At 59.1% G+C, this 20,533-nt stretch carries 17 protein-coding genes; 6 read left to right on the top strand and 11 right to left on the bottom strand.

All coding sequences use genetic code 11. From position 1 onward, the window contains the following. Positions 1-108: 108 nt before the first annotated feature. A complete protein-coding gene (locus tag O9X91_RS04970) occupies positions 109-468 on the bottom strand; it encodes a hypothetical protein (protein WP_162520302.1) in 360 nt (119 codons plus the stop codon). A 211-nt stretch (positions 469-679) separates the two neighbouring features. Beyond that, positions 680-1,312 carry an outer membrane protein gene (locus tag O9X91_RS04965; RefSeq protein WP_142911653.1) on the bottom strand — a complete coding sequence of 211 codons (633 nt, stop codon included), beginning with the start codon at positions 1,310-1,312 and terminating at the stop codon, positions 680-682. Positions 1,313-1,749: 437 nt separating this feature from the next. Between O9X91_RS04965 and O9X91_RS04960 the strand changes: the two genes are divergently transcribed. Next, positions 1,750-2,202 carry a hypothetical protein gene (locus O9X91_RS04960; RefSeq protein WP_142911652.1) on the top strand — a complete coding sequence of 151 codons (453 nt, stop codon included), beginning with the start codon at positions 1,750-1,752 and terminating at the stop codon, positions 2,200-2,202. 208 nt (positions 2,203-2,410) lie between these two features. Continuing rightward, positions 2,411-2,971 (top strand): dual specificity protein phosphatase family protein, encoded by a 561-nt coding sequence (locus O9X91_RS04955; RefSeq protein ID WP_142911651.1) that lies wholly within the window; start codon positions 2,411-2,413, stop codon positions 2,969-2,971. 97 nt (positions 2,972-3,068) lie between these two features. Here the strand turns inward: O9X91_RS04955 and O9X91_RS04950 are convergent, their stop codons facing one another. After that, on the bottom strand, positions 3,069-4,316 hold the full coding sequence (locus O9X91_RS04950; protein ID WP_137410726.1) for an AGE family epimerase/isomerase: 1,248 nt from the start codon (positions 4,314-4,316) through the stop codon (positions 3,069-3,071). A gap of 192 nt (positions 4,317-4,508) precedes the next feature. On the opposite strand from O9X91_RS04950, the gene metH reads away from it, so the two are divergent. Next, a complete protein-coding gene (gene metH, locus O9X91_RS04945) occupies positions 4,509-8,282 on the top strand; it encodes a methionine synthase (RefSeq protein ID WP_142911650.1) in 3,774 nt (1,257 codons plus the stop codon). A gap of 69 nt (positions 8,283-8,351) precedes the next feature. Here the strand turns inward: metH and O9X91_RS04940 are convergent, their stop codons facing one another. Continuing rightward, positions 8,352-9,683 carry an MFS transporter gene (locus O9X91_RS04940; RefSeq protein WP_142911649.1) on the bottom strand — a complete coding sequence of 444 codons (1,332 nt, stop codon included), beginning with the start codon at positions 9,681-9,683 and terminating at the stop codon, positions 8,352-8,354. Between the two features lie 78 nt (positions 9,684-9,761). Next, positions 9,762-10,538, bottom strand: a complete 777-nt coding sequence (locus O9X91_RS04935; protein WP_142911648.1) for an AAA family ATPase — start codon at positions 10,536-10,538, stop codon at positions 9,762-9,764. 346 nt (positions 10,539-10,884) lie between these two features. Between O9X91_RS04935 and O9X91_RS04930 the strand changes: the two genes are divergently transcribed. After that, complete coding sequence (locus tag O9X91_RS04930; protein ID WP_269833406.1) at positions 10,885-11,514, top strand: hypothetical protein; 630 nt, start codon at positions 10,885-10,887, stop codon at positions 11,512-11,514. A gap of 44 nt (positions 11,515-11,558) precedes the next feature. Here O9X91_RS04930 and O9X91_RS04925 read toward each other — a convergent pair whose 3' ends face one another. From O9X91_RS04925 to O9X91_RS04900, 6 genes are all read right to left on the bottom strand, one after another. Further along, entirely contained in the window at positions 11,559-12,602 is a 1,044-nt protein-coding gene (locus O9X91_RS04925) for a zinc-dependent alcohol dehydrogenase family protein (RefSeq protein WP_142911646.1), read from the bottom strand. 72 nt (positions 12,603-12,674) lie between these two features. After that, positions 12,675-13,733 (bottom strand): ABC transporter ATP-binding protein, encoded by a 1,059-nt coding sequence (locus tag O9X91_RS04920; RefSeq protein WP_269834283.1) that lies wholly within the window; start codon positions 13,731-13,733, stop codon positions 12,675-12,677. Between the two features lie 12 nt (positions 13,734-13,745). After that, a complete protein-coding gene (locus tag O9X91_RS04915; protein WP_077981641.1) occupies positions 13,746-14,528 on the bottom strand; it encodes an ABC transporter permease in 783 nt (260 codons plus the stop codon). Further along, positions 14,525-15,409, bottom strand: a complete 885-nt coding sequence (locus tag O9X91_RS04910) for an ABC transporter permease (protein ID WP_077981642.1) — start codon at positions 15,407-15,409, stop codon at positions 14,525-14,527. The genes O9X91_RS04915 and O9X91_RS04910 overlap by 4 nt, the downstream gene beginning before the upstream one ends. Positions 15,410-15,510: 101 nt before the next feature. Beyond that, the gene (locus O9X91_RS04905) at positions 15,511-16,617 is read right to left on the bottom strand and encodes an ABC transporter substrate-binding protein (protein ID WP_077981643.1); all 1,107 of its coding nucleotides are present in this window, start codon (positions 16,615-16,617) and stop codon (positions 15,511-15,513) included. 290 nt (positions 16,618-16,907) lie between these two features. Beyond that, a complete protein-coding gene (locus tag O9X91_RS04900; protein ID WP_142911644.1) occupies positions 16,908-17,786 on the bottom strand; it encodes a MurR/RpiR family transcriptional regulator in 879 nt (292 codons plus the stop codon). Positions 17,787-17,961: 175 nt separating this feature from the next. Between O9X91_RS04900 and O9X91_RS04895 the strand changes: the two genes are divergently transcribed. Together O9X91_RS04895 and O9X91_RS04890 are read left to right on the top strand one after the other, a co-directional pair. Continuing rightward, on the top strand, positions 17,962-18,735 hold the full coding sequence (locus O9X91_RS04895; protein ID WP_142911643.1) for an N-formylglutamate amidohydrolase: 774 nt from the start codon (positions 17,962-17,964) through the stop codon (positions 18,733-18,735). Positions 18,736-18,959: 224 nt separating this feature from the next. Next, complete coding sequence (locus tag O9X91_RS04890) at positions 18,960-20,474, top strand: amino acid permease (RefSeq protein WP_142911642.1); 1,515 nt, start codon at positions 18,960-18,962, stop codon at positions 20,472-20,474. Positions 20,475-20,533: the final 59 nt, after the last annotated feature.

Here is a 20,533-nt window from a genome sequence, read left to right as displayed (position 1 = left end):
GAGGCGTGATCTCTGCTATGCTGGTGGCAAATTCCGGAAGTGGAATGAATGCATCTGCGTCGATCCGGCGTGCCGATGGGGCAAGCCGGATCGAGAAAAGCTTCAATGTCAGTTACAAACCCGCATACTTTCCGTATGCCAGCCACCATCATAGGAATTGGGCACGCGGCGGTCTTCGAACCAGCAGCGGGGGCGGGGCGGCGGTGGCGGTTCGTAGTAGCGCGGGCCGTTATTGCTGTTGGCGATGGCGCCGCCGATCAGGCCGCCGATGACGCCTGCGGCAAGGCCGCCGGCAATCGCTGCGCCGTCATTGTGGCGGCGGTGTTCGCGGTAGGGCGGTGGGGGTGGGCCGCCGCGGTCATAGCGCGGGCGATAGGGATAGTCCTGCGCGGCGGCAGTGCCATAGGATGCAAAAATGCTGCCCGTGGCGATCAGCGCGGCAACAGTGGAAAGAATTATCTTTTTCATCGGGGCTACTCCATAAGCCTGCCTGCGGAGATAGAGGCTCATTATGCCCGGATGATGGCACGGGACGGGTGAACGGCCTGTGAACATTTCATTTCTGCACGGTTCATATTTCCCTGAACCCAGGCGGCGAAGATCGCGGCCGATGCAGGCTTTCAGCAACAAATAAGCCCGGCGGATGGCCGGGCCTTTTAGCGAAATCGACCGGTCGCGATTAGAACTTCACGCCGAGACCGACCTTGACAGTGTGCTGGTCGACATCGGTATTGATGCCGAAGATGTCCTTGTCGCTATAGTCGTTGTAGCGATATTCCAGCCTGCCGAACACATTGTCCGTGAAGGCATAGTCCAGGCCCGCGCCGACGGTGTAGCCGTTGAAGGTGGTGCTGTCCTTGCCGGCTCCGGGCGTTTCGATGAAACCGCGTGTCGCGGTCCAGCCGGCGGTGGCATAAAGCAGGGCATGGTCGAAGGCATAACCGACACGGCCGCGAACGGAACCCTGCCAGTCGGTGCCGATCTTGACGCCAACATAGTCATTGTCGTTCCAGTTATAATCGACATCACCTTCGATGCCGAGGACCAGATTATTGTCGAACTGGTAGTTGTAACCAACGAAGGCGCCCAGAATGCCGCCGTTGAAATCATCCGAGGCGACCGGGCCGCCCGCCGAAAAATCACCATTTGCCCAGCCCGCGCCGCCTTGAATACCAAGATAGGGGCCAGACCAGGTGAAGACCGGCAGGGTTTCCTGCGCCACCGGAGGTGCGGGCGTCTCGTAGACGGCATCCGCGGCCATTGCGGTGCTGGCCGACAGGGCCATGAGTGACGTTACGATCAGCGTTTTCATCGTTTTTCTCCCTGAGCTGACAGACATCCTTAGCATAGATTAGCTGCTTTTAATATGGGCCGCGGTTCAGTGGTTCCAGGAGGCGCTCGTGTCCCCCGGCGTTGCTGCCCGTACGGCCGTGGATCGCGGCTTTTTATCGCCCCGCCATGCTGTTCTGATGCGGCGAACGTCTTCAGCCGAGTTTGGTTCCCTTCGCCGTTTGGGCAAAGGTCCGGTACGGTGGACGGTCGATGTCACGCTTGGTTGTCTTGACAGCGGGGGGAGCGACCATAGAGTTGTGGAAGACGATGCCGGCGCTTTGCGTTGGATTGCCGGCGGCATAAGCTGCGGTTGATACTGCATCATTGCGGCCTCCCGGTGAGGGGGATTGATGCGGATGGGAAGGGCATGGGAGGATGAGATCGCATGAGGCTTTATTTTAGCGGAGGAGGGGCGACGTGATTGTCGGAGCCGTTCTCAGCGCCATTCTTCTTCTCACCCTCATTGCGTTTCCGCGGCATCTCAAATCCGTTGTCATCTGCCTGCTGCTGATCTGGACGGCCACAGCCGCTTTTGTGATTTATGACTGGCGGCGCGGCAACCAGCGGCTCGACCATATCGTCGCGAGCGCGGCATTCGATTCGGTCTGCCCGGATGCGGCATTGCCGATCCGCCTCAGCTTCCGCAATGACAATGACGTCGCGGTCCAGCGGCTCACCTATACGCTTGAAGGGTTTGAACCGGCCTTCCGCGCCTCCGTTTCCTTCGATCCCTATCAGGTGAGCGAAAGGCGCATCGAGGCCGGGGAGACTTTTTCGGCCTGCCGGGCGTTCCGTATGCGCAACAATGAAAGCGTAGAGCCGCAACGGCTGGAGTGGCGCGTTACCGTCATTTCCGCAGAATTCGAATGAGCGGCTCACGCGGCTGCGGTTATCACGGCATTTTGAAAATTGTCTCGCCGAGGAGCGAAGGCGGAAAGTCCGGGCATCACGGCAGATCCGGGCGGATAGGCGAATTCTCCTCCTCCGCAACGAAACCGGCTGGAACAGCCGCCGACTTGTTTTCGTCCATTTGCGATGCCATCTCCCCTCCATTCGATGAATGTCGCGGGTTGATGTTTTGCGTATTGTTCTGAAGTTTCTGAAAATAACCGCCATTGGCCTTGTCGCCCTGCCGGTTCTGGCGGGCGCACATATGGGCATCGGCCAGCTCACCGGAAATTTTCACGAAGTCATTCCTGGAGAGCTTTACCGTTCGGCCCAGCCGAGCGGCAAGGACATCGCGGCCTATGCCAAGGCTTATGGCATCAAGACGATCATCAACCTGCGCGATGAAAAGCGTGAGGGATGGTACGAGGCCGAAAGCCTTGCGGCGAAAAACAACAGTATCCGGCTTGTCGATTATCCGCTGAGTTCAAGCGAAAAGGTGTCGGTGGAGGATTCAGAAACGCTGGCGGCGGTGCTGCGCAATGCGGAAAAGCCCGTTCTCATCCATTGCGAACACGGCGCGAACCGCACCGGGCTTGCCTCCGCCATCTACGTGGCGGCCGTCGCCGGCAAGAGCGAGGCGGCCGCCGAGTTTCAGCTTTCACCCTATTACGGGCATGTGCCGATCCCCGGTGTCGGTCGCTATGAAATGTACCAGTCCTGGGATGATTTCGAGGAAACCATCGGGTTTTGAGATGCCGCTGTAGATCGAGAAAGACTCTTTTACGGCGCAGAGGCACCGTGGCTGGATGCCGGCTTAAGGCCGGCACGACGGACGGTTGGGCAACGCCTTAATAATCCCCGCCGCTTTCCCTGATCACCTTCGTCAGGCTTCCCGTCGCCGGGAAAAGCGGGATGAGGCAGGCCTGCAGCGCGTGGTAGATATCGCCCTTGCCGGGGAACAGCGTGTGGGCGGGAACCAGATCTTCCGTCAGTTCCTCATGCCAGCCGCCATTCTCATGGTCGATGAAGTTGTTGGCGATCGTGCTCCAGATGCGGCGGTAGCTGTCTTCATAGAAGTCGTCCGCCGGCAGGTTCTCGTTGAGGAAGTGGGCAGCGCCCGCCGCCTCGGACATGGGCCACCAGAGCTTTGCCCGCTTGTCGGGATTGTCGTTCCAGTCGAGCGTATAAAAAAAGCCACCCTTTTCCCGATCCCAGCCGAGCGCCATGGATTGCACGAACAGCGATTTTGCGGCCACCGGCATCCAGTCATGGCGGCGTTCTCCCAGCACCCATAATTGCAGGATGAGACGCGCCCATTCCAGCCAGTGGCCGGGGGTGGAGCCGGAGGGGCGGAACATTTCGTTGCCGCGATATTCCTTATCGAGCGTCCAGTTCTCATCGAAATGCTCCGGCACGCGGAAATCCAGCTCGCCGGCGCGGCGGCGGATAACGAGATCGGCGATGCGCTCCGCCTTGCTGAGGTAGCTATTGTCGCCGGTCACCTCATAGGCGGCCATCAGCGCTTCGGTCAGGTGCATGTTGGAGTTCTGGCCGCGGTAATTCTCGATGGGCGACCAGTCGCGATGGAATTCCTCGGCGATGGCGCCGTGTTTTTCCTCCCAGAACCGGGTTTCGAGCACCTCGGTAATGTCGGCCAGCATCTTGTCTGCGAGAGGGTGGCCGACGGTTTTCGCGGAAGAGGCGGCCAGAAGCACAAAGGCATGGCCATAACCCTGCTTGGTGGCGTCCACTGGGCCGGCATCGTTCACCTGCCAGAAATAACCGCCATGTTCGCCGTCGCGATGCCTGTTCCAGAGATAGGTCATGCCGTGATCGACGATATCGCCGCAGCCTGGACGCCCGAGCAGATGGCCGATGGAGAAACAATGCACCATGCGGGCGGATGCGTGAATGCCGCGCACGGGGTCGTTTGGCTGCAGCGGCGCACCCTTCGCGTCGAGATCGAAGAAGCCGCCGGCAGGATTGAGGGCACGATACTGGAAGAAATCGAAAAGTCCCTCAGCCTGTTTTGCCAGCCATTGGCGATGCCAGGGCAGTGTGTTCCAGTTGCGGCTGTTGTGATCGTCCTCGGGCATTCTCGTCCTCCATGCGGTTTGCTGCTTCGGCTTATATCCTTGCCGTATAAACCTGTCATCTGTCAGCGATATTTCGTAACGTGCTGCTACTGCGCAAAGCCATGCCTGTCCCTTGAAGATATATTGACATAAACATATCTTTATGTGACTTGACGACTTGCGATCTTGCAAATCGAAATGAGGAGTGTGCCCGTGTTTGACGATCTGTTCGGCCCTGAAGGGGCAAAGCGTGACGGCGCGGAAATTTTCAAGGCGTTGCGCGATGCCGCCAGCGAACGCATCCTCATTCTCGATGGTGCCATGGGCACGCAGATCCAGGGGCTGGGTTTTGACGAGGATCATTTTCGTGGCGATCGTTTTATCGGCTGTGCCTGTCACCAGAAGGGCAATAACGACCTTCTGATCCTGACCCAGCCGGATGCCATCGAAGACATCCACTATCGCTACGCCATGGCGGGCGCGGATATTCTCGAAACCAACACGTTTTCGTCAACGCGCATCGCCCAGGCCGATTACGAGATGGAGAATGCCGTCTACGACCTCAACCGCGAGGGCGCAGCGATTGTCCGCCGCGCCGCCCAGCGCGCCGAGCGGGAAGATGGCCGCCGCCGTTTCGTGGCGGGCGCCATCGGCCCCACCAACCGCACGGCCTCCATTTCGCCTGACGTCAACAATCCCGGTTACCGCGCCGTCAGTTTCGACGATCTGCGTATCGCCTATGGCGAGCAGATCGACGGTCTGATCGATGGCGGTGCCGACATCATCCTCATCGAGACGATCTTCGATACGTTGAACGCCAAGGCAGCGATCTTCGCCTGCGAGGAGCGTTTCGAGGCCAAGGGCATCCGCCTGCCGGTGATGATCTCAGGCACGATTACCGACCTTTCCGGCCGCACGCTGTCCGGCCAGACGCCGTCTGCCTTCTGGAATTCGGTGCGCCATGCCAATCCCTTCACCATCGGGCTGAACTGCGCGCTGGGTGCGGATGCCATGCGTCCGCATCTGCAGGAATTGTCTGACGTGGCCGATACCTTCGTCTGCGCCTATCCCAATGCAGGCCTGCCGAATGAATTCGGCCAATATGACGAAACGCCTGAGATGATGGCGCGCCAAGTGCAGGGTTTTGCCCGCGACGGCCTCGTCAACATCGTCGGCGGTTGCTGCGGTTCGACGCCCGAGCATATCCGGGCGATTGCCGAAGCCGTCAAGGATTACAAGCCGCGCCCCATTCCCGAGCACAAGCCTTTCATGTCGCTTTCGGGTCTCGAGCCCTTCGTGCTGACCAAGGACATTCCCTTCGTCAACGTGGGCGAGCGCACCAACGTCACCGGCTCTGCCCGCTTTCGCAAGCTCATCACCGCCGGCGATTACACGGCGGCGCTCGCTGTTGCCCGCGATCAGGTGGAAAACGGTGCGCAAATCATCGACATCAACATGGATGAGGGCCTGATTGACTCGCAAAAGGCGATGGTGGAGTTCCTGAACCTCATCGCCGCCGAGCCGGATATCGCCCGCGTGCCTGTGATGATCGATAGTTCGAAGTTCGAGATCATCGAGGCCGGCCTGAAATGCGTTCAGGGCAAGTCGATCGTCAATTCGATTTCGCTGAAGGAAGGCGAGGAGAAGTTTCTCCAGCAGGCGCGGCTTGTCCACAATTACGGTGCGGCGGTCGTGGTCATGGCTTTCGATGAGGTCGGGCAGGCGGATACCTATCAGCGCAAGGTGGAAATCTGCGCGCGCGCCTACAAGCTCCTGACCGAAAAGGCGGGCCTTTCGCCGGAAGACATCATCTTCGATCCGAACGTGTTTGCGGTTGCGACCGGTATCGAAGAGCACAATAATTACGGCGTGGACTTCATCGAGGCCACCAAGACTATCCGCGAAACCATGCCGCTCACGCATATTTCCGGCGGTGTTTCCAACCTCTCCTTCTCCTTCCGTGGCAATGAACCGGTGCGTGAGGCGATGCATGCCGTGTTCCTCTACCACGCCATCCAGGTCGGCATGGATATGGGCATCGTCAATGCCGGCCAGCTTGCGGTTTACGACAACATCGACGCGGAACTGCGCGAGGCCTGCGAAGACGTGGTGCTGAACCGCCGCGACGACGCGACCGAGCGGCTGCTTGAAGTGGCCGAGCGTTTTCGAGGTACTGGTGAAAAACAAGCCAAGGTGCAGGATCTCTCCTGGCGTGAACTCCCCGTCGAGAAGCGGCTGGAACATGCGCTGGTCAACGGCATCACCGACTATATCGAGGCCGATACGGAAGAGGCGCGCCAGAAGGCGGAGCGTCCGCTGCATGTCATCGAGGGGCCGCTGATGGCCGGCATGAATGTGGTCGGTGACCTGTTCGGGTCCGGCAAGATGTTCCTGCCGCAGGTGGTGAAATCCGCGCGCGTGATGAAGCAGGCGGTGGCCGTGCTGCTGCCTTACATGGAAGAGGAAAAGCGCCTGAATGGCGGTGCCGAGCGCAGTGCCGCCGGCAAGGTGCTGATGGCGACCGTGAAGGGTGACGTGCACGATATCGGCAAAAACATTGTCGGCGTCGTGCTGGCCTGCAACAATTACGAGATCATCGATCTCGGCGTCATGGTGCCGACGACGAAAATCCTCGAGACGGCGATTGCCGAAAAGGTGGATGTGATCGGCCTTTCCGGCCTCATAACCCCGTCGCTAGACGAGATGGTGCATGTGGCGGCCGAAATGGAGCGGCAGGGTTTCGACATCCCGCTCCTGATCGGCGGCGCAACAACCAGCCGCGTGCATACCGCGGTAAAAATCCATCCGCGCTACGAGCAGGGGCAGGCGATCTATGTCACCGACGCCTCGCGTGCGGTGGGCGTCGTGTCGGCGCTTCTTTCCGCAGAGCAGAAGCCGGCTTATATCGACGGTATTCGCAGCGAATATGCCAAGGTGGCGGAAGCGCACGCCCGCAATGAGCGCGAAAAGCAGCGTCTGCCGCTTTCCCGCGCCCGCGAGAACGCGCACAAGATTGACTGGTCGGCCTATAGCGCCGTCAAGCCGCAATTTTTCGGCACCAGGGTGTTCGAGACTTACGACCTTGAAGAGCTTTCCCGTTACATCGACTGGACGCCGTTCTTCCAGACCTGGGAGCTGAAGGGCCGCTTCCCGGCCATTCTCAATGACGAAAAACAGGGCGAGGCGGCGCGGCAGCTTTACAGCGATGCGCAGGCGATGCTGAAGAAGATCATTGAGGAGAACTGGTTCCGGCCGCGGGCGGTGATCGGCTTCTGGCCGGCCAACGCCGTGGGCGACGATATCCGCCTGTTCACGGATGAAAGCCGCGGCGAAGAGTTGGCGACCTTCTTCACGCTGCGCCAGCAGCTTTCCAAGCGCGATGGCCGCCCCAATGTGGCGCTGTCCGATTTCGTCGCGCCTGTCGATAGCGGCGTTGCCGATTATGTCGGCGGTTTCGTGGTGACGGCGGGTATCGAGGAAGTGGCGATTGCCGAGCGTTTCGAGCGGGCGAATGACGATTATTCGTCCATCCTCGTCAAGGCGCTGGCCGACCGTTTTGCGGAAGCCTTTGCCGAGCGTATGCATGAGCGGGTGCGCAAGGAATTCTGGGGTTATGCCCCGCAGGAAAACTTCAACGGCGATGAGCTGATTGGCGAGGCCTATGCCGGTATTCGCCCGGCGCCCGGCTATCCGGCCCAGCCTGACCATACCGAAAAGAAGACACTGTTTGCCCTGCTCGACGCCACCAATGCGGCGGGTGTGGAACTGACGGAAAGCTACGCCATGTGGCCCGGCTCCTCCGTCTCGGGTATATATATCGGCCATCCCGAGAGCTATTATTTCGGCGTTGCCAAGGTGGAGCGCGATCAGGTTCTCGATTATGCGCGCCGCAAGGATATGCCGGTGGAAGAGGTGGAGCGCTGGCTCGGTCCTGTCCTCAACTACGTGCCGACGAACGGCGCGGAGGAAATCGACAGCGCGGCCTGATGTTCCGGTGTGCTGCCATTCAATAAAAAAGCGCGGGTCTTGCCCGCGCTTTTTGCATTCAGTCGGTGTTTAAGACCGTAACGCCGCCAGTTCCTCTATACCGACATGGCTCTCGACCTCGCTGCCGCGCAGGTAAAGATAGAGCCCGATCGCGAAGGCGAGGACGGCGATGAAGACCAGATACCAGGCATGGGCCATCGGGTTGATCGCAAGCGCGGTCGTCACGCCAATCGGCGTCAGCCCGCCGAAGACGGCATAGGAGACGTTATAGGCGAAGGAGAGGCCGGAGAAGCGGACCGAGGCCGGGAAGGCGCGGACCATGACATAGGGCACCGCACCCGCCATGCCGACCGACAGGCCCATGACGCCATACAGCACGAACATGGTTTGAAGCGATGTGCCGGCATAGCTGTAGAAGGTGAAGGTGGCGATGCCGAAGAAAATACTGGCGCCCATGAAGAAGAGGCCGGAGCCGAGCCGGTCGATCAGCGCGCCTGCGATGATGACGCCGAAGATCAGGAACAGCGTGCCGAAGCTGGTGCCGGCCAGCGCCTGCGTCGGGGTGTAACCGTAAAGCTTCTGCAGGAAGGTGGCGGTCATCAGCGTGGTGACGACGATGGCCGCTGACAGAACCCAGGTCAGCAGGGCGGAGATGATGACGCCGCGCATATGGTGCTTCAGTACCAGCCCGAGCGGCAGCTTGTCCGTCAGCGATTTCGACTTTTTCATTTCCATGAAGATCGGCGTTTCTTCCAGCCAGCGACGCAGATAAACTGCGATCAGGCCGAAAATGCCGCCGAGCAGAAATGGTATGCGCCAGGCGTAACCGGCCACGTCTTCCGGTGTGAAGAGCGAGTTGATGGCAAAGGCGATCAGCGATCCCAGCATGATGCCGAAGGAGAGGCCGGATGTCAGAAAACCGCAGGCGAGCCCGACGCGGCGGAAGGGCACGTGTTCGGCAACGAAGGTCCATGCGCCCGGCACTTCGCCACCGATGGCAGCACCCTGCAGCATGCGCAGGATGATGAGCAGGATGGGAGCCGCCACGCCGATGGTTGCATAGGTCGGCATCAGCGCCATGCCCAGCGTCGAGAGCGCCATCAGCAGGATGGAGAAGGCAAAGACGCGCTTGCGGCCGTAACGGTCGCCATAATGCGCCAGCACGATGCCGCCCAGCGGACGGACCAGATAACCGGCGGCAAAGATGCCGAAAGTCTGGATCATCACCAGCCAGTCCGGCATTTCCGGCGGGAAGAACAGGTGGCCGATGACGGTGGCGAAAAATACGAAAATGATGAAGTCGTAAAATTCCAGCGCGCCGCCGAGGGCCGAAAGGCCAAGAGTTTTGTAATCCTGACCGTTGAGGGGCCGGGCTGCCGCCGGTGTGGTGGTGGGAGACATGAGGCTGCTTCTTTTCTAAATTACGTATTACTTATGGGCATGCGGCAAGCGGGGCGCGATTTCAAGCCTAATCGACGCTCAATCGCTCAGGTATTTCGCGGGTCGATCAAGAAAGCGGCGCAGGAAACTGATGTTTTCCAGCTCGTCATAAAGGCGCTCGGTGATGCCGTCTGCGTCGAAATAGTAAATCGTGGCCTCTGGAATGGCCAATAGCACGGGTGAATGGGTGGCGATGATTAATTGTCCGCCGCTATCGGCCGCGTTGCGGATGATCGCCGCCAGCTCTAGCTGCTTTTGCGGCGAAAGCGGGCTTTCCGGTTCGTCGAGAAAATAGAGGCCGGCGCCATGCAGCCGCTGTTGCATGATATCGAGAAATCCTTCGCCATGCGAACGCCGGTCGATGACATTGTTCCTGACGATCCTGCGAAACGTATCCGGGGTTTCTTCAGGAAAGTCTTCGCCCTTCTTGAGAGCCTTTTCCCGCTCCCAGCGAAAATCGTCCAGTGCGTCCTCGTTCTGCCGGCGGATATAACCAAGCACGTCTTCCGCGCGCATGAACATGCGGATTTTCGGATATTTCTTGCGGGCGAAATAGAAGGACTTCGCCACGGTCTCGGCATGCTGAAGGTAGAGGTCGCCGGCAACCTGGCCGTGATTGCCGATGGCATAGGCCGTCATTCCCGCTGCCAGCCCTTCCAGCAGCGTCGATTTGCCAGAGCCGTTGTTGCCGGCAAAAAAGGTGATCGGCGTCTTGAATTCGAGGCGTTCCAGATGGCGCAGCGCTGGAACGGAGAAGGGATAGTCGTCTCTTCCGTCCGGGGTCTCTTTCATGGTTACGCTATCGAGAAACAGCATGTCGCGTTCCTTGTATCTAATCCGTCATGTTCGCCGACGTTGCGCTGTGTCGCATCATCGCGGCGTTATGCTCAAAGCAATTGCGTGTGATTGCGGCTTAACGTGGGGCGCTGTTCGCGCCAATGGTTTGCGGCGTCGGCGGAGATACGTCATGCCGCATCGTTAGAAGTTCAGTTTATTATAAATTAGTGCAATTTATTCTTGGTGAAATAATCGATCAATATTAGATATAAACAATATATATCTTAAATTTAAGATGTTATAGTAAGTATAAACTTCAAATTAATTCAGTAATGCCAATTGTTGTCATTCTCGTTGTTATTGGAGAGAATGAATGAAGCATATTGTGCTTTTTTCGGTCGGGTTTCTATTTTCCGCGATATTCGTAAGCGAAACTGAGGCGCGGAAGTCCCGGTTTTTTGCCGTCCCCGGATTCGGAGGCGGCGAGACAATCGATCTCGTTTATGATCTGCCGGATAACGAGCCTTTTCTTCGCGATGGGGAAGCATTCGACATCGGTTATCTCAACAGCGGGGATAGGAGCGGTTATGTGCTGTATCGTGGCGAGCGGTACAGCAGGCTTAGCGATGCGGATATAGCCAGGCTGAAGGCGACGCTTGGTTTTGATCCGACGACAAAAGACCGCATGGAGCGGGCGGCGAGGGGCGGCGAAACGCCTTGGAACCTCGTGATTATCATAGCGGTCGCAATTGTTGGTATCTTTGTGCTTGTCCACAAGAGCATGCAGCTAGTGCGATGGATTTCGCGACTGGCGACGATCTCCGCAGTTGCGGGAAGTACGCGGGAGGAGGAGGAGACCCCCGACCCGCTGGAGGTCCGCAAGAAACAGCTGGTAAACCGCCAATGGAGCGATAGCCAGACGGATCACGCAGCGCGTATCCCGGCAGTATCGCCGGCCCATGCGTCTACCCGAGGAACCACTGCGGTCCGGACATTCGGACGCAGGAGCGCCTGAGCGGTGCAAAACCCCTAAACCTCAGGCGGTCTCAGGAGCCTGCGCTATTCGAACCGGTCGATGATGCTGATGCCGCTTTCCCTGAAATTGTCCATGGCGGGCAGGGCGGTTGCGGCCTCGGAAAGCGTGATGTGGCGGCCGATCAGTTTTTCCGGCGCGAGCCTGCCGTTTTCGATCATCGCCAGCATGTCCTCATAACGCCACGCCTGCATGCCGTGGCTGCCATAGATCTCCAGCTCATGCGCAATCACCCGGGCCATGGGGATCGCGGGCATGGCGTGATCGGCCAGCATCAGCCCCACCTGCACGTGACGGCCGCGCCGACGCAGGTTGCTGATGGAGTTGCAGCAGGTCTGCGGGTGGCCAAGCGCATCGACAGAGACATGTGCACCGCCGCCCGTCACCTCGCGAACCGCCTCGGCAACATCGGCAACCGCGCGGCTGTTGATGGTGGCGGTCGCGCCCAGCTGCCGGGCAAGTTCGAGTTTGTCTTCGGCAATATCGATGGCGACAACCTGTGCGCCGAGGCCAGCACCGATCATGATGGCGGAAAGGCCGACACCGCCGCAGCCGTGCACCGCCAGCCACTCACCACCCTTCAAGCGTCCCTGATCGGTCACGGCGCGGAACGAGGTGGCGAAACGACAGCCAAGGCCCGCGGCAGTGGCGTAACTCATCGATTCCGGGAGGTGGACGAGGTTCTGATCGGCAAAGTCGATGGCGACATATTCGGCGAAGGAACCCCAATGGGTGAAGCCCGGCTGGAACTGCGCTTCGCAGACCTGCTGGTTGCCGGAGCGGCACTCATGGCAATGGCCGCAGCCGGAGACGAAGGGCACGGTGACGCGGTCGCCGGTCTTGAAGCGGGTGACGTGTCTGCCGACGGCGGCGATCACACCTGCGAATTCGTGGCCGGGAACATGCGGCAGGTGGATATCCGGGTCATGCCCCATCCAGCCGTGCCAGTCGCTGCGGCAGAGGCCGGTCGCCTTCACGGCGATGACAACGCCGTTTTCTGTCGGCTCGGGATCGGGAAGCGAGGCAACAACAGGGGTTTCGCCAAAACGTTCATAGAACAGCGCACGCATAGCAGCCTCACATCTTCATTTCCGATCGATATGGGGCCTGCTTAACGTTTTCCCCTGGCGGAGGAAAGCGATTTAATCTTTGATCACCATCAGATCATTGGCCGCAAATTTCAGCGTTACTTGCTCGCCAATCGCCGGGGGCGCCGTGCTGGGATCGTTGAACATGTCGAAAGACAGGGTTGAGCCCCCGAGATCGAGACGGGTACGGATGACGGAGCCGAGGAACTGGCTGGAGGTGACGTTGCCTGATATCGCGACATCACCCTTGGCGTTCGCGCCGAGCGCCCCGGCTTCGGGGCGCAATGCCAGCGTGATCTTTTCGCCATTGGTCGCTTCCACCGGCTGGGGCAGGGTGATCTGCTGATCACCGACGCGGATGACGTTGGCAGAGGCATCCACGACGGTGGCGTCGATGAGGTTCAACGTGCCGACGAAAGAGGCGACGAAGCGGGTCGCGGGCTTGTTGTAGATATCGAAGGGGGAGCCGATCTGGTCGGCGCGGCCGCCATTCATGACGACGATGCGGTCGGAAATCGACAGGGCCTCTTCCTGATCGTGGGTGACGAAAATGGTGGTGATGCCGAGTTTCTGGTGGATCTGGCGGATTTCCTCGCGCAGCGACACGCGAATCTTGGCGTCGAGCGCGGAGAGCGGTTCGTCCAGCAGAAGCACTTCCGGCTTCGGGGCGAGCGCGCGTGCGAGCGCCACGCGCTGCTGCTGGCCGCCCGACATCTGATAGGGATAACGGTCCGCCAGATGCTCCAGATGGATGAGCTGGAGCATTTCCTTCACGCGCGCATCGATCTCGGCTTTCGGTTTGCCAGCGACTTTGAGCCCGAAGGCGACGTTTTCGAAGACATTCATGTTCGGGAACAGCGCATAGGCCTGGAACACCATGCCGATATTACGCTGATTGGGGCGCAACGCCGTCTGGTCCTTGCCGTTGATGACGATCGATCCGCCACTCGGCGTTTCGAAACCGGCGATCATGCGCAAAACGGTTGTCTTGCCGCAGCCCGATGGCCCGAGGAAGGAGACGAACTCGCCCTTTTCGATGGCCATGTTGAAATCATGCACGACCTGTACGGAGCCGAAGGATTTCTTGATGTTGCTAAGTGTCAAAAAGCTCATGAAATAGTGTCCTCAGGCCTTGGGAGGCGCGCCCTTCTGATAGCGTGAAACGAGTTGGATCAGGCCCAGGCAACCCCAGGTGATGCCGAAGGAAATCACGGCAAGTGCGGCCGGTTCATAGGCGCGGTTGGCGCCGAGCAGCTGCATGTAGGGGCCGAAGGCCGGGCGGTTCAAAAGGGCCGCCATGGTGAATTCACCGATGACGATGGCGAAGGTCAGGAAGGCGCCCGACAGCACGGCGACCAGTACATTGGGCAGAATGATGCGCGACAGGATGGTGGTCCATCCCGCGCCGAGGCTCTGCGCCGCTTCGGTCAGCGTCGCCACATCGATGGTCCTGAGACCGGTATCGACGGCGCGGTACATATAGGGCAGGGCAAGCGTCGCATAACCGAACATCAAAAGCAGGTTGGTGCCGAAACTTGTTCCCGTCAGCGGCAGCCAGCTGGAGGTGTTGTAAAGCCGGATGTAACCAAAGACGATGACGATTGCCGGGATGACCAGCGGCAGAAGCGTGATGAATTCGATATAGGGCCGCAGGCCTGGCAGTTTCAGACGCACCCAATAGGCGGTGGGCACCACCAGCAGAACCCCGAAGACGATGGTGAACAGCGCCATCACCACCGAATAGCTGAAAGTCTCCTGAAAGCGCGGATCGCCCAGCACTTTTGCATAGGCGTCGAAGGAATATTCGGCGCGCCGCATTTTTAGCGAGAAGTTGGTCATGCCGATCAGCGGCAGGGCGAAATAGAGCAGGCCGAAGACTAGCGCGCCCCAGGCGAAGAAACGCTTCATTTCAGCCACCTTTCACTGCGGGCGCGCAGCCAGATATAAAGTGCATTGGCGATGCCGGTCACGACGATCATGCCAAAGGCGAGCGCGTAACCAAGATGCGGATTGCCAAGAACGTCGCCGCGGATCTGTGCGAAAAGCAGGATCGGCACGATATTGAGCGAGGAGCCGGTCAGCGCAATAGCGGTTGCGACGGCGCCGAAGGCGTTGGCGAAAAGCAGCGACATGGTCCCAAGCAGTGACGGCAAAAGGATGGGGAAAGCCACCATGCGCCAATATTGCAGGCCTGTTGCGCCGAGGATTTCCGCAGCCTCGCGCCATTCGCGTTTCAGTCCGTCCAACGCAGGTGTGATGATGAGGATCATCAGCGGTATCTGGAAAAACAGATAGGTGACGGTGAGGCCCCAGAAGGACAGGATGTTGAAACCGAGGAGCCTCAGATCGATGCCGATCTGCGTCTTGAGGAAAACGGTAAGGAGACCGACCGGCCCGAGCGTGGCGATGAAGGCGAAGGCGAGCGGCACGCCGGCGAATTGCGAGGCAACGCCGGAAAAGGTCAGAAGCGGTCCGCGAATGCCTTGCGGCAGGCCGCCCAGCACCACGGCGGCGGCGACGGCAAAACCGATCAGGCAACCCAGTGCCGCCGAAGCGAGGCTGATCTTGATCGAAATCCAGTAGGCCGCCAGAATGGAGGAGGTGAAAAGCCCACCGATATTGTCCAGCGTGAAGCTGCCATCTGCATGCTGGAATGCGCCAATGACGATCTTCATCGTCGGGAGGATCAAAAACAGCAGAACAAAAACGGCAAAAGGAAGAACGCCAATCCAGTGCAGCGGCAGCTTTCTGCCCGCGTCGGATGGTCCGCCGGTGTTGGTTGATGGCATGCTTGTCCCCAAACGCCGTTTTCAAACGGTCTGTATATAAAAGTCTACATCATAAAAGAAGCACCCCGGCTTTTGGTCGGCCGGGGTGCATTTTCAACAGTTTACTTCACGTTCGCGCCGACAACGCTGTCCCAGCCGCCGGTCACGGCAGCCTTGTTGGCGTCGACTTCCTCGAGTGTCGGGAAGATGGCCTTTTCATAGGCTGCTGCCGGCGGCAGGCTGTCGATCAGTTCCTGCGGAACCTTGCCGGCCTTGACCATGGCGTTGAAGCGGATCGGGTGGCAATAACCCTTCAGCCAGCCGAGCTGACCGTCGTCGGAATAGAGATGCTCCATCCACAGCTTTGCAGCGTTCGGATGCGGCGCGTAAGCGGAAATGCCCTGAACGTAGACGCCGGCCAGAACACCCTTCTCAGGAACGACAACTTCCGTTGGCGGGTTGTCATTCAGCGTCTTCTTCCAGGAAAGGGCGTTATAATCCCAAGCGACGATGATCGGGGTCGCGCCCTGCGCCAGCGTGCCAGCCTTGCCGATGACCGGAAGGAAGTTGCCTGCCTTGTTGAGGTCGGCGAAATACTTCAGGCCGGCTTCACCGGCTTCCTTGCCAGACTTTGCGCCGGTGGAAAGACCGGCGGCCAGAACGCCGAGGATGGCCTGGTTGGAAGCGCGCGGATCGCCCGCGAGCGCTACCTGCCCGGAATATTCCGGCTTCTGCAGGTCGGCCCAGTCCTTCGGAGCGTTATTGACGAGGTCCTTGTTCACGAAGAAGGACATCACGCCGTAATAGTCGCCGTACCAATAGCCTTCAGGATCCTTGACGTTGTCGGGAATTTCGTCCCAGGTGGAGACCTTGTAGGGCTGCAGCAGGCCTTCGGCCTTCATCTGCGGGCCGAAGGCGAGGCCGACATCGATGACGTCAGGCGCCTGCGGGCCCTTATTGTCCTTGTTGGCCTTCACCGCTTCCACTTCATCGGCGGAGCCGGCGTCGGGGTTCAGTTCGTTGACGGTGATTTCCGGATATTTCGCCTTGAAGGCGGCAATCACGTCGCCGTAACCGCACCAGTCGTGCGGCAGCGCGATCGTTGTCAGCATGCCTTCCTTCTTGGCGGCGGCGATCAATTCGGCGCTCGGCTCAGCGGCGGCGATGGCGGTGGACGCGATGACCAGCGCAGTGGTCGTAGCAAGCAGTCGGCGGCAGTGAGAGATCACTTTTTTCTCCTCTTCGTGTTCTCATATTGCGGACGCTGATACGGATTCTCGATGAAGCTAATGTGACGGCTGGATTGCAATCTATTTATCCGGATTCCGTCACTTTACGCCCCTTTTCCGCCATCGTCAGGCTTTTTTTCCTGCAATTGCGGGAGTATCCTTTCATTATCCGTGGTGGCCAAATGTGTTCCCCAGCGTGGTTTTTATCCTGTTTTATCGTGCTGGCAGCGATGACAGGTATCCAATCAGCGTGCGGCATCCGCGTCAAGCAAGTTGCCGGCTATGTAGTTTCATGTTTTGTCCGGCCTGCGGAACAACCGGGTCTGTTCGAACAGGCCTTCCAGTGCATTCATGCGTTCCCTGGTTTCATCCCAGGCGCGGTTCTGGACCGCTTCGATCAGCGCTTCGACCACAAACAGCGTGACGACCGAGGAATCCCATGCTGAGGGCGCTTCGATCCTGACGCGGAAAATGTGCAACGCGTGGCGCGCCACCGGCGATGTCCATTGATCGGTGAAGAGAATGATCTGCACACCGTTCGCCTTGGCCACTTCGGCCAGCGTCGTCATGTCGTGCTCGTAGCGGCGGATGTCGAAAATAACCAGCACGTCGCCGGCGCTCATGTTCAACATATATTGCGGCCAGGCGCTGGAATTGGACGACATCAGCGTCGTTTTCGGCCGGATCACCTGCATGTGGGTGAAGAAATATTCGGCGATCGCACCGGTAATGCGCCCGCCGACGAAATAGATGCTGCGCTTGCGGTCGGAGAGCAGCGCTGCGGCATTGTCGAAGACGGCGGTGTCGAGATCGCTCAGCGTGTCGCGCAGATTGCCGGTGATGGCATCGGCGAAACGGTTGAGAATGTGCAGGCCCGGCGCATTGGTTGCCCAGCGGTCATGTTTGGCGACGGGGCCGGAGATCGTCGCCTCCAGCTCCTGATGCAGATGCGCCTGAAATTCGGGATAGCCCTTATATCCGAGCTTCTGCACCATGCGCGCCACCGTCGGTGTGGAAACACCGGCATTTTCCGCAATGGTGGTGATGCTGCCGAGGCCGGAAACGGGGTAGTTGCCGAGCAGGCTCTCTGCCAGCCGTTTTTCCGAACGGGTCAGTGCGTCGTAATGGGCATGGATGACATCCGACACGGTCGCCGTCGTGCTGCGCAAATTTTTCCCCTTCCGGTCTTCTGCCGGTACATGGCTAAAATAAACATCCGCGCCCGCTATCGAGTCAATGGGAAAATGAAGAGAAAATTTCAAAATTCCATTTGACACTCGCGATAATGTGAAGAATTCTTTTCGACATTGACGGAGCGACGGGGTTTCCGGGCGGGGTTCGTGCATGACGGTGCGGTCACGGTTTTTCACAGAAGCGGAAGGGCAGGCCGTCGGCATCGAGAATGCGGCGGCGAAGGGCGACGTCCTCCTCGTCTGCGAACATGCGTCCGCTGCCATGCCACAAAAATACGGAACATTGGGCCTTTCGCCGGAGGTGCTTTCGAGCCATGTGGCCTGGGATCCGGGCGCTCTGGCAGTTGCCCGGCTGCTTTCGGAAAAGTTTGACGCCACGCTTGTCTACCAGCGGTTTTCGCGCCTCGTCTATGATTGCAACCGGCCGCCCGAATCGCCTTCCGCCATGCCGGTGAAAAGCGAGATTTACGATATTCCCGGCAATTTCGATCTCAGCGAAGCGGAGCGGTTCGCCCGCACCTCCGCGCTTTATGTGCCGTTTCATGACCGGGTGAGCGAGATCATCGCCGCGCGGCAGGCGGCCGGCCGTAAAGTGGTGGTGGTGACCATCCACAGTTTCACGCCGGTTTATCACGGCCGGTTCCGAAAGGTTGAGATCGGCATCCTGCACGATGCCGACAGCCGTCTTGCGGATGCGATGCTGGCGGGCGCGGAAGGCTGCTCGCTCACGGTCAATCGCAACGATCCCTATGGCCCGGAAGACGGCGTGACGCATACGCTGCGACTGCATGCGCTGCCGGACGGGCTTTTGAACGTCATGATCGAGATCCGCAACGATCTCATCAGCAGTGAAGGAGAACAGGCGGAAATCGCCGGGTTTCTCCATGAGCTTATGGGGAAGGCGCTCTCATCAATCGATGAGTGAGGGAGCTATGGCCGGCCGATGGTGAAAACACCGGGGCCGGCCGATAGATAAGACTGCCGCCATTTTATAAAAACCGGCCATGCAGCCGAAAAAACAAAGCGGCAAGGGAACAGCAAGTGCGTGCGGCCAATCGCGGGAGACACCCGGGTGAAGCCGGAAACTGGGGCACAATCGGCCAATAATGGCTGACTGGCTTGTTTTTTTCTTATTCAGGAGAGAAGGGCATGGACAGTTCATCGTCAGGCGTCAGCTACAAGAAGGCTGATGCATCCTATTTCGAAAAACGCGGACTATCCCGCTATGCGGGCGTATGGTCGCTCTGGGCGCTTGGCGTCGGCGCGGTCATTTCCGGGCATTTTTCCGGATGGAATTTCGGCTTTTCCACCGGCGGCTGGGGCGGCATGCTGGTGGCAGGCATCATCATCGCCATCATGTATCTCGGGCTGACATTTTCGATTGCCGAAATGAGCCCGGCCCTGCCGCATACGGGTGCGGCCTATTCCTTCGCCCGCACGGCCATGGGGCCATGGGGCGGCTTCATCACCGGGCTTTGCGAAAATGTCGAATATGTGCTGACGCCGGCGGTCGTCGTCACCTTCATCACGGCCTATGTGAACTCCATTCTCGGCCTCGATCCGGCCTATTCACCTTTCGTGTGGATCGTTTTTTATGCGATTTTCCTCGGGCTCAACGTCTTCGGACTTGAGCTTTCCTTCAAGGTGACACTGGTCATCACGCTGATTTCGCTTGCCGTTCTGGTGTTCTTCTGGATCAGCGCCATTCCCAACATCGATTTTTCGCGTTTTGCGCTCAACATCGGTGTCGGACCTGACGGCAAGGCGGTGGAACTGCCGGAGGGTGGCGGTTCCTTCTTCCCCTTCGGTTTTTCAGGCGTTCTCGCCACTTTGCCTTTCGCGGTCTGGCTGTTTCTCGCCATCGAGCAGTTGCCGCTGGCGGCTGAGGAATCCGTCGATCCGAAACGCGACATGCCGAAGGGAATCATCCTTGGTATGGTTACGCTGATGGTTTCGGCCTTCATGATCGTGCTGCTCAACCCGTCGCTGCCGGGCGTCGGCGCCTTCCATCTCAGTTCGTCGCTTGAGCCGCTTTTGGACGGTTTCAAGGCGATCTATGGCGATGGCGGCGTGGTGGTGCTCGGTCTCGTGGCTCTGACGGGCCTTATCGCCAGCTTCCATACGATCCTTTATGCGCAGGGCCGCCAGATTTATTCGTTGTCGCGTGCGGGTTATTTCCCGACCGTGCTGTCCATCACCCACTCGAAATACCGCACGCCATACGTGGCCAATATCACCGGCGCCATAGTCGGACTCGCGGTCATGCTGGTCATCTGGTTCTCGCTGGGTGCGGAGCAGGGCGGCAGCATCATCGGCAGCGTGCTTCTGAACATGGCCGTGTTTGGCGCGATGTTCTCCTATATCATGCAGGCGATTTCCTTCATTCTTCTGCGCAAGAACCTGCCGCATATCGAGCGGCCGTTCCGGTCGCCCTTCGGTATTCCGGGTGCGGTGCTGACGATCATCATCGCCATCGTCACGCTGCTTTACCAGATCCAGGATCCGAACTTCACGAAGGGCGTGCTCTGGGTTGCCGTCTGGTTTGCTGTGGCGATTGCCTATTTCGGCCTCGTCGGTCGTCATCGCCTCATCCTGTCGCCGGAGGAGGAATTCGCGCTGGAGCACAAGCAGGCTGCCATGGCAGCGGCGGCTGCAAAGGCCTGATGCTCAAACAAACGGGCGGCCTTATACGGCCGCCCGGTCACGACAATAAAGGGAACGGA

Origin of the sequence: Agrobacterium salinitolerans (assembly GCF_027498475.1) — a bacterium.
Classification (GTDB): domain Bacteria; phylum Pseudomonadota; class Alphaproteobacteria; order Rhizobiales; family Rhizobiaceae; genus Agrobacterium; species Agrobacterium salinitolerans.
The sequence above is the reverse complement of the archived record's forward strand: the minus strand, read 5'-3'. Positions and strand labels throughout refer to the sequence as shown.

Coding starts and splice junctions, on each gene's coding strand:
- O9X91_RS04970 (WP_162520302.1), bottom strand. CDS start 468: ATGAAAAAGATAATTCTTTCCACTGTTGCCGCGCTGATCGCCACGGGC.
- O9X91_RS04965 (WP_142911653.1), bottom strand. CDS start 1,312: ATGAAAACGCTGATCGTAACGTCACTCATGGCCCTGTCGGCCAGCACC.
- O9X91_RS04950 (WP_137410726.1), bottom strand. CDS start 4,316: ATGCCCGAGGACGATCACAACAGCCGCAACTGGAACACACTGCCCTGG.
- O9X91_RS04940 (WP_142911649.1), bottom strand. CDS start 9,683: ATGTCTCCCACCACCACACCGGCGGCAGCCCGGCCCCTCAACGGTCAG.
- O9X91_RS04935 (WP_142911648.1), bottom strand. CDS start 10,538: ATGCTGTTTCTCGATAGCGTAACCATGAAAGAGACCCCGGACGGAAGA.
- O9X91_RS04925 (WP_142911646.1), bottom strand. CDS start 12,602: ATGCGTGCGCTGTTCTATGAACGTTTTGGCGAAACCCCTGTTGTTGCC.
- O9X91_RS04920 (WP_269834283.1), bottom strand. CDS start 13,733: ATGAGCTTTTTGACACTTAGCAACATCAAGAAATCCTTCGGCTCCGTA.
- O9X91_RS04915 (WP_077981641.1), bottom strand. CDS start 14,528: ATGAAGCGTTTCTTCGCCTGGGGCGCGCTAGTCTTCGGCCTGCTCTAT.
- O9X91_RS04910 (WP_077981642.1), bottom strand. CDS start 15,409: ATGCCATCAACCAACACCGGCGGACCATCCGACGCGGGCAGAAAGCTG.
- O9X91_RS04895 (WP_142911643.1), top strand. CDS start 17,962: ATGACGGTGCGGTCACGGTTTTTCACAGAAGCGGAAGGGCAGGCCGTC.
- O9X91_RS04890 (WP_142911642.1), top strand. CDS start 18,960: ATGGACAGTTCATCGTCAGGCGTCAGCTACAAGAAGGCTGATGCATCC.